This is a genomic window from Embleya hyalina, from assembly GCF_003967355.1.
Taxonomy (GTDB): domain Bacteria; phylum Actinomycetota; class Actinomycetes; order Streptomycetales; family Streptomycetaceae; genus Embleya; species Embleya hyalina.
Window position 1 is genome coordinate 25,716 of the sequence record NZ_BIFH01000030.1, and the last position, 13,747, is coordinate 39,462.

General features: G+C 72.0%; 12 protein-coding genes and 1 riboswitch. Of the genes, 4 read left to right on the forward strand and 8 right to left on the reverse strand.

Going from position 1 to position 13,747, the window contains the following annotated elements; translation table 11 throughout:
- The first annotated feature begins 75 nt into the window (after window positions 1-75).
- Window positions 76-738 carry an HD domain-containing protein gene (locus tag EMA17_RS32435; protein ID WP_371863072.1) on the forward strand — a complete coding sequence of 221 codons (663 nt, stop codon included), beginning with the start codon at window positions 76-78 and terminating at the stop codon, window positions 736-738.
- Between the two features lie 58 nt (window positions 739-796).
- On the opposite strand, the gene EMA17_RS32440 is transcribed toward EMA17_RS32435, so the two are convergent.
- Window positions 797-1,066 (reverse strand): DUF4031 domain-containing protein, encoded by a 270-nt coding sequence (locus tag EMA17_RS32440; protein WP_126640748.1) that lies wholly within the window; start codon window positions 1,064-1,066, stop codon window positions 797-799.
- A gap of 79 nt (window positions 1,067-1,145) precedes the next feature.
- On the opposite strand from EMA17_RS32440, the gene EMA17_RS32445 reads away from it, so the two are divergent.
- On the forward strand, window positions 1,146-1,529 hold the full coding sequence (locus EMA17_RS32445; RefSeq protein WP_126640749.1) for a DUF8819 family protein: 384 nt from the start codon (window positions 1,146-1,148) through the stop codon (window positions 1,527-1,529).
- A gap of 271 nt (window positions 1,530-1,800) precedes the next feature.
- Here the strand turns inward: EMA17_RS32445 and EMA17_RS32450 are convergent, their stop codons facing one another.
- The 5 genes from EMA17_RS32450 to thrC all read right to left on the reverse strand — a co-directional run bounded on the left by EMA17_RS32450 (window position 1,801) and on the right by thrC (window position 7,532).
- Window positions 1,801-2,274, reverse strand: coding sequence for a Uma2 family endonuclease (locus EMA17_RS32450; protein ID WP_126640750.1), 474 nt, complete (start codon window positions 2,272-2,274; stop codon window positions 1,801-1,803).
- 307 nt (window positions 2,275-2,581) lie between these two features.
- Window positions 2,582-4,210 carry a chaperonin GroEL gene (gene groL, locus EMA17_RS32455; protein WP_126640751.1) on the reverse strand — a complete coding sequence of 543 codons (1,629 nt, stop codon included), beginning with the start codon at window positions 4,208-4,210 and terminating at the stop codon, window positions 2,582-2,584.
- Between the two features lie 1,147 nt (window positions 4,211-5,357).
- Window positions 5,358-5,561, reverse strand: coding sequence for a cold-shock protein (locus EMA17_RS32460; protein ID WP_020557826.1), 204 nt, complete (start codon window positions 5,559-5,561; stop codon window positions 5,358-5,360).
- 421 nt (window positions 5,562-5,982) lie between these two features.
- A complete protein-coding gene (locus tag EMA17_RS32465) occupies window positions 5,983-6,261 on the reverse strand; it encodes a MoaD/ThiS family protein (protein WP_078976705.1) in 279 nt (92 codons plus the stop codon).
- On the reverse strand, window positions 6,258-7,532 hold the full coding sequence (gene thrC / locus EMA17_RS32470) for a threonine synthase (protein WP_126640752.1): 1,275 nt from the start codon (window positions 7,530-7,532) through the stop codon (window positions 6,258-6,260). The genes EMA17_RS32465 and thrC overlap by 4 nt, the downstream gene beginning before the upstream one ends.
- A gap of 16 nt (window positions 7,533-7,548) precedes the next feature.
- A riboswitch (SAM riboswitch) is annotated at window positions 7,549-7,702 on the reverse strand.
- Between the two features lie 192 nt (window positions 7,703-7,894).
- On the opposite strand from thrC, the gene EMA17_RS32475 reads away from it, so the two are divergent.
- Together EMA17_RS32475 and EMA17_RS32480 are read left to right on the forward strand one after the other, a co-directional pair.
- Window positions 7,895-8,866, forward strand: a complete 972-nt coding sequence (locus EMA17_RS32475) for a glucosyl-3-phosphoglycerate synthase (RefSeq protein ID WP_126640753.1) — start codon at window positions 7,895-7,897, stop codon at window positions 8,864-8,866.
- Between the two features lie 133 nt (window positions 8,867-8,999).
- Window positions 9,000-10,499: an alpha,alpha-trehalose-phosphate synthase (UDP-forming) gene (locus tag EMA17_RS32480; RefSeq protein WP_126640754.1), complete on the forward strand. Its 1,500-nt coding sequence runs from the start codon at window positions 9,000-9,002 to the stop codon at window positions 10,497-10,499.
- A gap of 69 nt (window positions 10,500-10,568) precedes the next feature.
- On the opposite strand, the gene EMA17_RS32485 is transcribed toward EMA17_RS32480, so the two are convergent.
- Both EMA17_RS32485 and EMA17_RS32490 read right to left on the reverse strand, forming a co-directional pair.
- Window positions 10,569-11,789, reverse strand: coding sequence for a hypothetical protein (locus tag EMA17_RS32485; protein WP_126640755.1), 1,221 nt, complete (start codon window positions 11,787-11,789; stop codon window positions 10,569-10,571).
- A gap of 41 nt (window positions 11,790-11,830) precedes the next feature.
- Window positions 11,831-12,853, reverse strand: a complete 1,023-nt coding sequence (locus EMA17_RS32490) for a COG1470 family protein (RefSeq protein WP_174861467.1) — start codon at window positions 12,851-12,853, stop codon at window positions 11,831-11,833.
- Between the last annotated feature and the right edge of the window lie 894 nt (window positions 12,854-13,747).

Below are 13,747 nucleotides of genomic sequence, written 5' to 3' on the forward strand. Positions count from 1 at the left end.
AACAAAACGAGTGAACCACGTGTGTCGAACCGGTTGGTGGTCGGCTTCGCTCGCTCGTTCTGCCATGCTGGCCGAGTGGAACGCATCCAGGAGTCCGCGACCGTGACGCTGCGGGACCAGTGGGCCCGGCTCGTCGGTGAGCACGCCGAGGCCGGCGCCGTCGTCGAGAGCCTGCTGGCGCGCTATGCCGAGCCGCACCGCCGTTATCACGACACCGACCATCTGCGCACCGTGCTCGACCTGATCGGCGAACTGGCCTACGAGGCCGACGACGCCGACGCGGTCGTGCTCGCCGCGTGGTTCCACGACGCGGTCTACGACCCGGCCCGGGCGGACAACGAGGAGCGCAGCGCGCGCCTCGCCGAGCGCGGGCTGCGCGAGGCGGGCGTGGCGCCGGCCCTGGTGGCCGAGACGGCACGCCTGGTCCGGGTGACCGCCGAGCACGCGCCCGGCGAGCACGACCACAACGCCCACGTGTTGTGCGACGCCGACCTGGCCATCCTGGCCGCCGACCGGGAGCGCTACGAGGCGTACACCGCGGCGGTGCGCGAGGAGTACGCGTTCGTTCCGGACGAGGCGTTCCGCGCCGCCCGGGCCGCCGTACTGCGCGACCTGATGTCGCTGCCCCGGCTGTTCCACACCCGCCTGGGCGCCGCCCGCTACGAGGAGGCGGCCCGCTTCAACATGCGCGCCGAACTGGAGCGCCTGGAAGGCAGCATCCCGCGCCAGCAGTCCTGAACCCGGCCCCGCCGGATCCCGCCTCGGCGCCCGGGGCCCGCGGCGCGCCAGGCCGGGGTCAGCGCGGGCTGTAGCGCTTGCGCCGCCGCAACCCCGCCCGGGTCAGCCGGACCACCAGCTCCCGGCTGGAGACCGGCTCGGCTCCCCGCTCCAGCGCACGGGCGTACAGATCGGCCGGTACGTCGTAGTGGTCCCGGTCGAACGCGCGTTCCGGCGCGCCGAGTTCGCGCGCGAACTCGTGCAGTTCGGCGTGCGAGACGTCACTGACGAGGTGCGACCACAGCCGCCCGCGCCCGGGCCAGGCCGGGGGATCGATGAGAAGAGCCACGGGCTCGATTCTCGTACACATTCGGTTCCGGCGTGATCGGGCGCCCGCCGCGCCCGCCGTGATCACCCACACTGGGCACATGAGCAAGGATCCCACCGACGTCGCCCTGCTGACCGCCCGTGCCCAGGTCCTGGCCGACCTGCGTACGCACGGCGCCGAGACCCCCGAGACGGTGACCGTCGTCGAGCACGCCCTGGTCGAGCGCAAGTGGTGGGTCGAGCAGTGGCCCGACGGCGCCGCCTTCGTGCCCGGCCTGATCGGCCAGGATGTGCAGGAGGCGCTGGCCGAGCAGGGCCGGGTGTGGCCGCCGTGTCCGCTGCACGACGACCACCCGCTCTACCTCGAACCCGAACTCGGCGAGGACCCGCACTGGGTCTGCGAGCGGGCCGGCGCCGTGATCGCCCCGCTCGGCGCGCTGACCTCGACTCGGCCGCCGAACGAGCGGGCGGTCGGGGACGCGTAGATCGGCCGGTCGGCGCCCACCGCGCAGGCGCCGACCCCCAGCCCCATCCCTCGCCCCGACCCCCGGCGACCCCGGCGTACGCGGCCTCCCGGGCCGCGCTCACCACCCGGTCGTCGTCCTCGCGCGCGCGGGCGTGCCGAGCAGGTGCGACACGCCGAGCTGCGAAAGCGCTTGTACGCCAGGACGGAAGGAACACGTGGTTCCCGAAGTCCCGTCACGCGCCCACGAGCCCACGAGCCCACGAGCGAGCGACCGGCGCTGCCGGCGAATATCACCGGGGCGGGAAGCCCGAAGTGTCCAACTCGATCCCGAAGGGGTCGGGGATGACGACCGCGCCGCCGAAATCGACACGTTGCACCCGCTGATAGACCTTGCCGTCGGGCTCGGAGTACAGCGTTGCCGCCGGACCGTCCTTGTCCCACCGATCCACGAGCAGGTAGAGCGGAATCGGTCCGTGTGCGTACGCCCGCGACTTGTCGATGCGATGGGTGCTCGCGTTGCTCGGGGAGGTGATCTCGGCGACGAGAAGAATCCGATGCGCCGGAGTCGGCGTGGCCACGTCTTCCCGGGCCATCACCACCAGGTCGGGAACACACAGACGACCGACCGACACGATCTCCACACCGAGACGCTGAAACGCGCCGCATCCGGCCGGGGCGGCCCGGCGAAGCTGCCAATGGACGTCGTCCGCAATCAATTCATGCTGGTGCGCGGGTGGCGGCGCGAAATCGTAACCATGCGGCAGGGCTTGGACGTTCTCTCCGTCGAACTCGGCGCGCCGGTGCTCTCACCTCGATCACGGGTGCGGTCATCTCGTCCACCTCGCCTACCTCGATCCATGCCGTACAAGAACGACGCCACGGTCGCCCGGAGACCATTGCAGGGTAAGTCGCCGGTGCCACTCGAACGAGCGAACACGCTTCGAACACTGCCGGAAGGCCCCGGCACTGCCGGAAGGCCCCGGGGCACGCGAAAGAGGCGGCCCCCCGAAGGGGACCGCCTCTCGCGTGGAGCTAGCGACCGGGTGGGTCGGACCACCGATCCTCAGCGGATCAGAAGTCCATGCCGCCCATGTCCGGGGCGCCGCCGCCGGCCGGAGCGGCGTTCTTCTCCGGCTTGTCGGCGATGACGGCCTCGGTGGTCAGGAACAGCGCGGCGATCGACGCGGCGTTCTGCAGCGCGGAACGGGTGACCTTCGCCGGGTCGATGATGCCCTCGGCGATGAGGTCCACGTAGTCGCCGGTCGCGGCGTTGAGGCCGTGACCCGGGGTCAGGTTGCGCACCTTCTCCACAACCACGCCGCCCTCGAGGCCGGCGTTGACCGCGATCTGCTTGAGCGGGGCCTCGACGGCCAGGCGCACGATGTTCGCGCCGGTGGCCTCGTCGCCGTCCAGCTCGAGCTTGTCGAACGCGATGGTGGACGCCTGGAGCAGGGCCACGCCACCACCGGCGACGATGCCCTCCTCGACGGCGGCCTTCGCGTTGCGCACCGCGTCCTCGATGCGGTGCTTGCGCTCCTTGAGCTCGACCTCGGTCGCGGCACCGGCCTTGATGACCGCCACGCCGCCCGCGAGCTTCGCCAGGCGCTCCTGGAGCTTCTCGCGGTCGTAGTCCGAGTCGGAGTTCTCGATCTCGGCGCGGATCTGGTTGACCCGACCCGCGACCTGGTCCGAGTCACCGGCGCCGTCGACGATGGTGGTCTCGTCCTTGGTGACGACGACCTTGCGGGCGCGGCCGAGGAGTTCGAGACCCGCGGTGTCGAGCTTGAGGCCGACCTCCTCGGAGATGACCTGGCCACCGGTGAGGATGGCGATGTCGCCGAGCATGGCCTTGCGACGGTCGCCGAAGCCCGGGGCCTTGACGGCGACGGACTTGAAGGTGCCGCGGATCTTGTTCACGACGAGCGTGGCCAGGGCCTCGCCCTCGACGTCCTCGGAGATGATCATCAGCGGCTTGCCCGACTGCATGACCTTCTCGAGGAGCGGGAGGAGGTCCTTCACCGAGGTGATCTTCGAGTTGACGATGAGCACGTAGGCGTCTTCGAGGACGGCCTCCATGCGCTCCATGTCGGTCGCGAAGTAGGGCGAGATGTAGCCCTTGTCGAAGCGCATGCCCTCGGTGAGCTCGAGCTCGAGACCGAAGGTGTTGCTCTCCTCGACGGTGATGACGCCTTCCTTGCCGACCTTGTCCATGGCCTCGGCGATCATCTCGCCGATCAGCGGGTCGGCGGCGGAGATCGAGGCGGTGGAGGCGATCTGCTCCTTCGTCTCGACGTCCTTCGCGAGCGCGAGCAGCTGCTCGGAGACGGCCTCGACGGCCTTCTCGATGCCGCGCTTGAGGGCCATCGGGTTCGCGCCGGCGGCCACGTTGCGCAGGCCCTCGCGGACGAGCGCCTGGGCGAGGACGGTCGCGGTCGTCGTACCGTCACCGGCGACGTCGTCCGTCTTCTTGGCGACCTCCTTGACCAGCTCGGCGCCGATCTTCTCGTACGGGTCCTCGAGCTCGATCTCCTTGGCGATGCTCACACCATCGTTGGTGATGGTGGGCGCACCCCACTTCTTCTCGAGCACGACGTTGCGGCCCTTGGGGCCCAGCGTGACCTTGACGGCGTCGGCGAGCTGGTTCATCCCGCGCTCGAGGCCGCGGCGCGCTTCCTCGTTGAACGCGATGATCTTGGCCATGTGGTGAAGTCCTCCCAGAACGGGGGTGAGTGCCGGACCGCACAGGCGCCCGCGACGGACGACCCGACCACCGCGAGGATCCCTCCCTCACGGGTGCCGAGCCTCACCGGCCCGGTCCGTTTCTGTCACTCTCACATCCAGAGTGCTAACGCCAATGATTAGCACTCGCCCATGCCGAGTGCAAGCGCAACGGCGGGTCTCGACGCCCCGCCCGCACACCCGCGCGTGTCACACACCCCGGATCCACCCCTACGGCGGGTCGCCGTGCGCCGCGCGCCCACCCCGAATCCGGGCACCACACCCGCCCTCGGACGGCGCCTGCCACCCGTGGCCGCACCGGGACCCGCCCGCCCCGGTGCGGGACGGGGCGTGCCGCGTGTGCCCGGACCGGGGTTCGGGTGCCACCGGCCCACAGGGCGTCTCCGCCCGCCCTCGCACGGTGCCGGGGCAGGCCCGGATCGGGAATCCCGACCACCGGGCCCGCCCGAATCGGGGGCTCGCGGCGGATGCGTGGTCCGTGCTCCGGGGGCTGCCCTTGCCCGCCCGGAGCCGGGTGTGCCGCCCGGGTCCGTGCCGGCCTCGGGTGCCGCGCCCGTCCGCACCGCGTTCGCCCGTGCGGGCCCGCCGCCCCCATGCCCGCGCCTGTATGGGTCCGGCCTTCCGCCCGTGCCCACATCGGGCCGGGGGTGGTGTGCTCGGTTGCGTCGGTCGTGTCCGCGCCGGGCTCGGGTGGCCGCCCTTTCGCCGGAGCGGGTTCGCGTGTACCGCCGCATCCGCCCGCGCGCACCGTGCCTGGCCCGTCCGTCCCACCCTGCGCCGGCCGTCCGGGCCGCCCGGTCCGCGCCGTCCGTCCGGCCGCGCCCGGCGACCGCGCCGCGCCGCCGCGCCTCGGCGGCCCCACCCGCCCGTGCCGTGCCGCGCTACGCCGCCCGTCCGGCCCGCGTCCCGCCGCGTCCGTGCCCCGCCATTCCCGTGCGCTTTGTGCCCGGGCGGGCAACGACCGGGGCCCGGCCTCCGCTTGGCGGGAAGGCCGGGCCCCGGTCATGTGATCCGACAGGATCGGGCGCGTGATGTGCCGCGATGTGTCGTGCAGTCCGTGGTGTGGACCGTTTCAAGCAGAGGAGCAGAGGAGCGCATGGCTCCCGGTTCAGGCGGTGACGCGGACCATGTCGGCCTGCGGCCCCTTCTGCCCCTGCGAGATCTCGAACTCGACTCGCTGCCCCTCCTCGAGCGTCCGGTACCCGTCCATCTGGATCGCGCTGTAGTGGACGAAAACGTCCGCCCCACCGTCGACCGCGATGAAGCCGTACCCCTTCTCCGCGTTGAACCACTTGACGGCGCCCTGAGCCATTCCTAACTCCCCTGTTACTGGCCCTTTCACGGATACTGCACGCCGCAGCTCCGGGTTCGTATCCAGAAGGACCCGGCCCTCTGCTACGACCGCGGCTGAATGTATCCGGACGGATGCCCGGAGCAACAGGTCAATCGGACGAGAATTCCCGGGCGAATAAAGCGCGCATTTCTCGCGAGTCTCCGGAAAAGCCGTATTTCAATCCACCAGGAAAACGACCTTCCACACATAACGGATGTGATCCCGACCACGGGTTTACCGACGCGCCGCCGCCAAAGACGGGAAATGGAGCCGGTTAAACCCGGGTTACACACAACCTTCGGCAGGAACGAAGAAATCCGCCGCACGGTGCTCCGGCGGCGGATTTCTTCGTTCCGTTTCGCGTCCGATCGAGGAAGATCGGGACGGTCGGCCTATCGCGTCAGCAACCCCCGGCGACCGCCGGGATGATCGAAACGGTGCCCTTGTCGGGGATCGCCGTGGCGAGCCCGTCGGCGAAGCGCACGTCCTCGTCGTCCACGTAAAGATTCACAAAACGACGCAGCTTGCCCTCGTCGTCGAGGATGCGCGCGCGAATTCCGGTGTGGTCCTTTTCCAGGGAGTCCAGGACCTCGGCGAGCGTGGTGCCCTCTGCGGACACCTCCGCCGCCCCACCCGTGTAGGTGCGCAGGATGGTCGGGATGCGAACGGAGACGCTCATGCGAGGCCGGCCTTTCGGAAGGAGTCCAGGGTGGGTCGAATGGTCGCGGTGGGTCCGGTGGTCGGCGTGACCGCGTCCAACGTCTTGAGGCCGTCGCCCGTGTTGAGCACGACCGTCTCGGCGTCCGGGTCCAGCGCGCCGGACTCGAGCAGCTTGCGCAGGCAGCCCACGGTGACCCCGCCCGCGGTCTCGCCGAAGATGCCCTCGGTACGCGCGAGCAACTTCATCGCCTCGACCACCTCGACGTCGTTCACGTCCTCCACCGCGCCGCCCGTGCGCTTGCACACGTCGAGCACGTAGGGACCGTCGGCGGGGTTGCCGATCGCGAGCGACTTGGCGATCGTGTCCGGCCGCACCGGGCGGATCACGTCGTGCCCGGCCTTCCACGCGGCGGCCACCGGGGAGCACCCCGTCGCCTGGGCGCCGAAGATCCGGTACGGCGCGTCCTCGACCAGACCCAGCGCGATCAACTCGCGGAAGCCCTTGTCGATCTTGGTCAGCTGCGACCCCGACGCGATGGGAACGACGATCTGCTCCGGCAGTTTCCAGCCGAGTTGTTCGGCGATCTCGTAGGCGAGCGTCTTGGAACCCTCGCCGTAGTAGGGCCGCAGGTTGACGTTGACGAAGCCCCAGTTCTCCCCGGCCGGGTCGCCGATCAGCTCCGAACAGAATCGGTTGACCTCGTCGTAGGTCCCCTCGATGGCGACCAGCTCGCCGCCGTAGACCGCCGCCGTGACGACCTTGCCGGCCTCCAGGTCGGCCGGGATGAACACACAGCTGCGCAGGCCCACCCGGGCGGCGGCGGCACCCACCGCGCCGGCCAGGTTGCCGGTGGAGGAGCAGGACAGCGTGGTGAAGCCGAAGGTGCGCGCGGCCTCGACCGCGATCGCGACCACGCGGTCCTTGAAGGAGTGCGTCGGGTTCCCGGAGTCGTCCTTGACGTGCAGGTTGCGCACGCCCAGCTCGCGGCCCAGGTTCTCGGCCCGGACGAGCTTGGTGAAGCCGGGGTTCAGGCTGGGCCGGGACGCGACGTCCGCGGACACCGGCAGCAGCGGCGCGTAGCGCCAGATGTTGTGCGGCCCGGCCTCGATCTGCTCCCGCGTCACGGTGCCGAAATCGTAGGCGACCTCGAGGGGGCCGAAACAGGACTCGCAGGCGTACTTCGGGCCGAGCTCCGTGCGCTCGCCGCACTCGCGACACGACAGCGCGACGGCCGGACCGAAGGAGGTGGGGGTGGCGCTGGTGGTGCGGGTGGCGGTGGGTGTCGCCATGGCGAGGGCCTTTCTGTCCTCATCTTTACCCGTGGGGTCCCACGGGCCGGACTTGGCACCTGTCCGATTCGTCGGCCGCTCGCTCGCGCCGAAAGCGCGTCACGAGGAATGACGATCGGATGGTTGCCGGGGCTTCAACGGGCCGTTCCCTCTGCCCCTCTGGATGAGCTGCTATGGCGGTGGACACACCCTTCGCCGGGTGGCCGGTCCGCGTTTGTCCGGTCCGACGTGCGATCGTCGTAACCGGTGACGACGACTGTAACCGAACCGGTGCCGCGTCGATCATCCGGTCCACCTCGCGAGACGATAAAGGGTGGAACGACCGAGGCCGGAACACCGGCGACGACAGGGGATCTTCGAACGTGACGCACGAGGTGGGCGACTGGCTCCGACGGCGGTCCTCCGCCGCCGCCGACTGGCCCGTCGACAGGCTTCTCGACGCCAAACGCGACACCCGGGTCAGCGTCGTCCTGCCCGCGTTGAACGAGGCGGCGACCGTCGGCGACATCGTCAAGGTGATCCGGACCGAGCTGGTCGAGCGGGTGCCGCTCGTGGACGAGCTGGTGGTGGTCGACTCCGGCTCCACCGACGACACCTCGCGGGTGGCGGCCGACGCGGGCGCGCGGGTGGTGCACCGCGACGACATCCTGCCCGCGCTCCCGGCCGTGCGCGGCAAGGGCGAGGTGTTGTGGCGCTCGCTCCTGGTCACCGACGGCGACATCGTCGCGTTCGTGGACGCCGACCTGAAGGACTTCTCGGCGGACTTCGTCACCGGGATCCTCGGCCCGCTGCTCACCGATCCCTCGGTCCAGCTGGTCAAGGCCATGTACGACCGGCCACTGGAGATCGGCGACACGATCGTGCCCGCCGGCGGCGGCCGGGTGACCGAACTGGTCGCCCGCCCCCTGCTCAACCTGCACTGGCCCGAACTGGCCGGCTTCGTGCAGCCGCTCGGCGGTGAATACGCGGCCCGCCGCACCCTGCTCGAACAACTGCCCTTCCCGTGTGGCTACGGCATCGAGACCGCGATGCTCGTGGACACCCTGCGCCTGGTCGGCCTGGACGCGATGGCGCAGGTGGACGTCGGCGTGCGACGGCACAACCACCAGGACGAGGCGGGCCTGGGGCGGATGGCGGCGGAGATACTCCGGGCCGTCGAGCGCCGACTGCGCCGCGCGGGCGCGCACCCGGCCGAGCCGAACACCGTGCTGACCCAGTTCGAACGGGACGAGACCGGTTTCCGGGTGCGCACCCACGACATCGCCGCCCGGGAGCGACCGCCGATGGCGACGGTGCCCGAGTATCGGGCGCGAACCCGCCTGGTCGAGCGCTGACCGCCGATACCCGAGAGGCACAATCCCACTACGCGCGGTAGTGGTCGGTGGGCGTGATACTCGCCACACCGTTCGAACCGAGGGCACGTTCGGCCCAGGTTTGCGCACCGGGATGCGTGGCTAGGGTCGGGGCATGAGTGCTCCCCCTCCAGTCGCCCCCTCTCCCGCCGGGGTGCTGGTCGCCTCCAACCGCGGTCCCGTGTCCTTCTCCCTGGAGGACGACGGCACGCTCACGGTGCGGCGGGGCGGCGGCGGACTGGTGTCCGGCCTGTCCACCGCCGGGCAGGGCACCGGCGCCGTGTGGGTGTGCTCCGCGCTCGGCGAGCCCGACCGCACCGCGACCCGCGCCGCGCCCTCGGGCCGGCTGGATCTCGCCGGTCACGACACCGGCGGGCTGGCCGTGCGGATGCTCGACATCGACCCGGGCACGTTCGCACGGGCGTACAACGCGATAGCGAACTCGACCCTGTGGTTCGTCCACCACCTGCTCTACGACACCCCCTCCAAGCCGGTCTTCGACGCGCGCTTCCGCAAGGAGTGGGCCTCCTACGAGGCGTACAACCAGGCGTTCGCCGAGGCCCTGGCGGAGGAGGCGGCCGAGGGCGCCAAGGTGGTCGTCCAGGACTACCACCTGACCCTGGTGCCGGTGCTGCTCCGCCGACTGCGTCCCGACCTGCGGATCGGCCACTTCGCGCACACCCCCTGGGCGCCGCCGGACTACTTCCGGCTGCTGCCCGACGACATCGCCCGCTACGTGCTCGAAGGTGTGCTCGGCGCGGACCACGCCGGATTCCATTCCCGGCGCTGGGCGCTCGCCTTCCTGGACTGCTGCGCCGACGTGCTGGGCGCCGAGGTGGACCGGGACGCGATGACCGTCACGCACGCGGGCCACGTGACCGAGATCGGCGTCCACGCGCTGGGCGCCGACGCCGAGTTCCTGCGCGAGCGCGCCTCCCGGGCCGACGTGGACACCCGCCTCGCCGGGCTGCGCGAGGCGGTCGGCGACCGTCGGGTGATCGTCCGGGTGGACCGGACCGAGTTGTCCAAGAACATCGTCCGGGGCCTGCTGGCCTACCGCGAACTGCTGCGCACCCGACCGGAATGGCTCGGCCGGGTGGTGCACGTGGCGTTCGCCTATCCGTCGCGGCACGACCTGCCGGAGTACCGCGAGTACACCGCCGCGGTGCAGCGGGTGGCCAAGGAGATCGACGACGAGTTCGGCACCGGCGACTGGCAGCCGCTGATCCTGCACGTCAACGACGACTTCCCGCGTTCGCTCGCGGCCTATCGGCTGGCCGACGTCGCGCTGGTGAACCCGATCCGGGACGGGATGAACCTGGTCGCCAAGGAGGTGCCGGTGGTGTCCCTCCTGGACGAGGGGCACGGGGGCTGCGCGCTGGTGCTCTCGCGCGAGGCGGGCGCGTGCGAGGAGTTGGGCGAGGACGCGATCGTGGTCAACCCCTTCGACGTCTCGCAGACCACCGAGGCGCTGCACGAGGCGCTGACGCTGGACCCGACCGACCGGCTCCAGCGCACCAAGCGGCTGGCCGCGGCGGCGGTCGCGCTCAACCCGCAGCAGTGGTTCCTGGAGCAACTGGACGCGCTGGACGCCTCGGACGCGCGCGAGGGGTGAGAGGGCCGCCGTGCGCCGGCCGAACCGCGCGGTTCGGCCGGCGCACGGCGGCGCCTCGGGGCTCGGCGCTCAGGCCGCGGTCGGCCCGGCGGCGCGGCGTCGGCGGGTGGTCACCACCGCGACCGTGCCGGCGGCGACGAGGGCCGCGCCGACGGTGCCCGCGGTGGCCAGGCCGACCGGGCCGGTGAGCGCCAGGTTGCCGCCGCCGGACGTGCCGCCCGAGCCGCCGGTGGACCCCGAGGCCCCGCCGGCTCCGCCCGACGTGGTACCCGAGGCGCCGCCCGTGCTCGCCGAACCGGTGGTGCCGGTACCGGTGTTGCCGCCGGCGGTGCCCGCGCTCGTCCCGGCGGTCGTGGTCGCGCCGCCCTTGAAGGCGACCTTCACGAAGGCGTCCTGGCTGCGGTCGGGGGAGCCGTGCGCGGCCATGGTCAGCACATAACACTCGGTCTTGAGGCAGTCGACGTCCTTGCCCGCGCCGTTCTTGTACGTGGCCTTGACGTCGGTGAGCGTGACCGAGAACGTGCCGTCGGGGTTGATCCCGTCCGCGCCGTACGCCTTGATCCACTTCGAGGCGCCGTAGTTGCCCGCGTTGGTGGTCCAGTCCGCCTCCTTCGGACCGAACACCACGTAGATCCCGTTGCCGCTGCCGGCCGCGTAGCCGGAGCCCTTGACGGTGACCGAGGCGCCCGCCGGGTCGAGGCCGGTGTTCGGGGTCACGGTCAGCGTCACCCCACCGGCCGCTCGTGGGGCTGCGGCGGGCGCCTGCGCGGCCGGTGCCTGTGCGGCCTGTGCCGCCGTGGCCGCGCGCAACGATCGGGGCGCCGCGGCGGTCGGCGCGGGTACGGCGAAGGTCAGCGCGACCTTGGCGGTGGGCCCGCCCTCGGCCCCGACCCGAACCTCGAACGCCGGGGCGTCCGGGGCGAATCCGGTGCCGACCACGAGCGGGGTCGCGACGAAGCCGTTGCCGTCGGCGGTGAGCGTGCGGCTGCCCTTGGCGTCGACGGTGTCGCCGCCGTACAGCGCGACGGTGACCTTGGCGCCGGGAGCGAAGCCGCGAGCGGTCACGGTGATCTCGTCGCCGCCCGGGGCCAGTTCGGCGCCGCGCGAGACGGTCGCGGTGGGGGCGGTGGTTGGGGCGGTGGTCGATGGGGCCGAGGCCGACGGGGCGGCGCCGACGGCCGGCGCGGCCAGGACGCCGGCGGCGCTCAGTCCGACGGCGGCGGCCGCGGTGAGCATGCGCCGGGCGCGCGGGGAGGCGTGGACGGGGTGGCGGGTGCGCGGGGTGGACATGGCGTCTCCTGAAGGGATTCGGGCGACTCGACGGCGGGTCGTCAGCCGGTCGGGTCGGCGGTGGCTTCGGTGTGGGTGCCGGCGGGCTTCGACCCGTCGCCGGCCTCGGTGGTCGCCGCGCCCTCGGCGGCGGTGCGTCGGCGGCGCCGGACGACCCGGACGACCCGGCCGATCAGCGCGCCGAGCAGCAGCACGATGGCGCCGAGCAGCAACCACGGCGGCGCCCATACGGTGGCCGACCCGGTGGCCGCGGTCGCCGGATCGCCCGTCGCCTTCACGTCGGCGGTGAGGCGCCCGGCCGGGACGACTCCGGCGAAGCGCTGCACCACCTCGTGCGTGGCCCCCGGCAACAACTCGGGCAGCGTGGTGCGCTTCGGGCCGCCCAACCGCCAGCCGCCCAGGCCGGAGACCGTGGTCTCCACCCGGGCCGTGGTCCGTACGTTGCCGGTGTTGCGGACCCGGTAGCGCACCACCGCCTCGGCGCCGCCGAACATCGTGAGCGGGTTGTCGTAGGACACCCGCAGGTCCTCGATCGCCAGCCCCGGCAGCGCGGGTCCGTCCACCCGCAGGTACACCCGCGCGCCGACCCGCCGGTCCACATCGAACCGCTGCTCGCCGGGCCCGGTCGCGGCGGCCTTGATCGAGGCGACGATGGCGCCGGTGTGATCGCCGGGCGTGGCGCCCGCCGGGACGGTCAGCCGGAACGGGATGTCCGCACGCTTGCCGGGCGCGATCGTGTACGACTCGGCGTCGAAGCCGATCCACGACCCGACGTCCCGAGGCTGCTCGGCGCCGGTCAGCAGGGTCATCCCACCGTCCACGGCGAGCACCGCGTCGGTGGCGTAGACCCGCAGGGTCAGCGGCTCGGCGCCGAAGTTGGACACGCCGACCACATCGACCAGGGTCTGCCCCGGCGCGGCGGTCAGCACGAAGTGATCGCGTCCACCCGCCGGTTGCACACCCCAGGTGAACTCGTCGGCGGCCCGAGCGGGACCGGCGAGGGCGACAAGGGGCAGCAGGGCGGCGAAGAGCGCGCAAACCAGACGAACGAGGCGGGCGAACATTGCGGGGCTCCAGTGGACGGCTGCGCTATTAGGTGGGTGGAGGGATTGAGGGGGTGGAGGGATTGAGGGGGTGGGCGGATCGAGGGGGCGGAGGGATCGAGGGGGTGGAGGGATTGAGGGGGTGGGCGGATCGAGGGGGCGGAGGGATCGAGGGGGCGGGCGGATCGAGGGGGTGGGCGGATCGAGGGGGACGGGCGGGAGCTGTGGTGGAGGGCTCGAAGGGACCGTGACAAGCGGAACAAGAGATGCGGTGCAGCCGAACCCCGTTACCGGGGCCACGAGGCGAACGGGTCCGGCCGCGTGGTCCGCGCGCCGGCCGACGCCCTCGCCGTCCGCGCCCCCGGCCACCGGCGGCGAAGCGCGGCGAGGTGGGCCGCCCGAGGCAGTGCGTAGTGGCAACGCCCCCGCTTTCGCCGCTCGACGGAGCGAAGCGGAGGAGAAGCCACTCAGAGGGGGAGCCGCGACGCGGGCCTCTTGCGGGGCCGGAGTCGTGACGCACCTCGTGGGGCCGGAGTCGTGACGCACCTCGTGGGGCCGGGGTCGTGGCGCAAGCTCCTCGCGGAGCCGAGTCGTGACGCAAACCCCCGGCGGAGCCGAGTCGTAGCGCAAGCCCCTCGCGGGGCCGGAGTCGTGTTGGCGGCGGTGCTTTTTGTTGGGCGCTTCGCGCCGGCTCGCGAGGGACCACTCTTTTCTCTCCCCCGCTTCGCTCCTCCGAGAAAAGAGCGGCCCCTCGCTCGGGGCCGGCTGTCCCTCCGCTTCGCTCCGGGCCATCCGGCCCACACTTTGCGGCTCCGCCGCTCTCCGCGCTTCGCGCGTCGATCGCTGCGTCGGCCCGGCTCGTGGGCGCTGACGCGCCTGGGGGGTGCCGAGGGGATGGGGCCGTGAGGACTGTGT

Bases quoted from the DNA above. Each gene is read 5' to 3' on its own strand.
- EMA17_RS32445 (WP_126640749.1), top strand. From the start codon at position 1,146: ATGAGCAAGGATCCCACCGACGTCGCCCTGCTGACCGCCCGTGCCCAG.
- groL (WP_126640751.1), bottom strand. From the start codon at position 4,210: ATGGCCAAGATCATCGCGTTCAACGAGGAAGCGCGCCGCGGCCTCGAG.
- EMA17_RS32460 (WP_020557826.1), bottom strand. From the start codon at position 5,561: ATGGCTCAGGGCGCCGTCAAGTGGTTCAACGCGGAGAAGGGGTACGGC.
- EMA17_RS32465 (WP_078976705.1), bottom strand. From the start codon at position 6,261: ATGAGCGTCTCCGTTCGCATCCCGACCATCCTGCGCACCTACACGGGT.
- thrC (WP_126640752.1), bottom strand. From the start codon at position 7,532: ATGGCGACACCCACCGCCACCCGCACCACCAGCGCCACCCCCACCTCC.
- EMA17_RS32480 (WP_126640754.1), top strand. From the start codon at position 9,000: ATGAGTGCTCCCCCTCCAGTCGCCCCCTCTCCCGCCGGGGTGCTGGTC.
- EMA17_RS32485 (WP_126640755.1), bottom strand. From the start codon at position 11,789: ATGTCCACCCCGCGCACCCGCCACCCCGTCCACGCCTCCCCGCGCGCC.
- EMA17_RS32490 (WP_174861467.1), bottom strand. From the start codon at position 12,853: ATGTTCGCCCGCCTCGTTCGTCTGGTTTGCGCGCTCTTCGCCGCCCTG.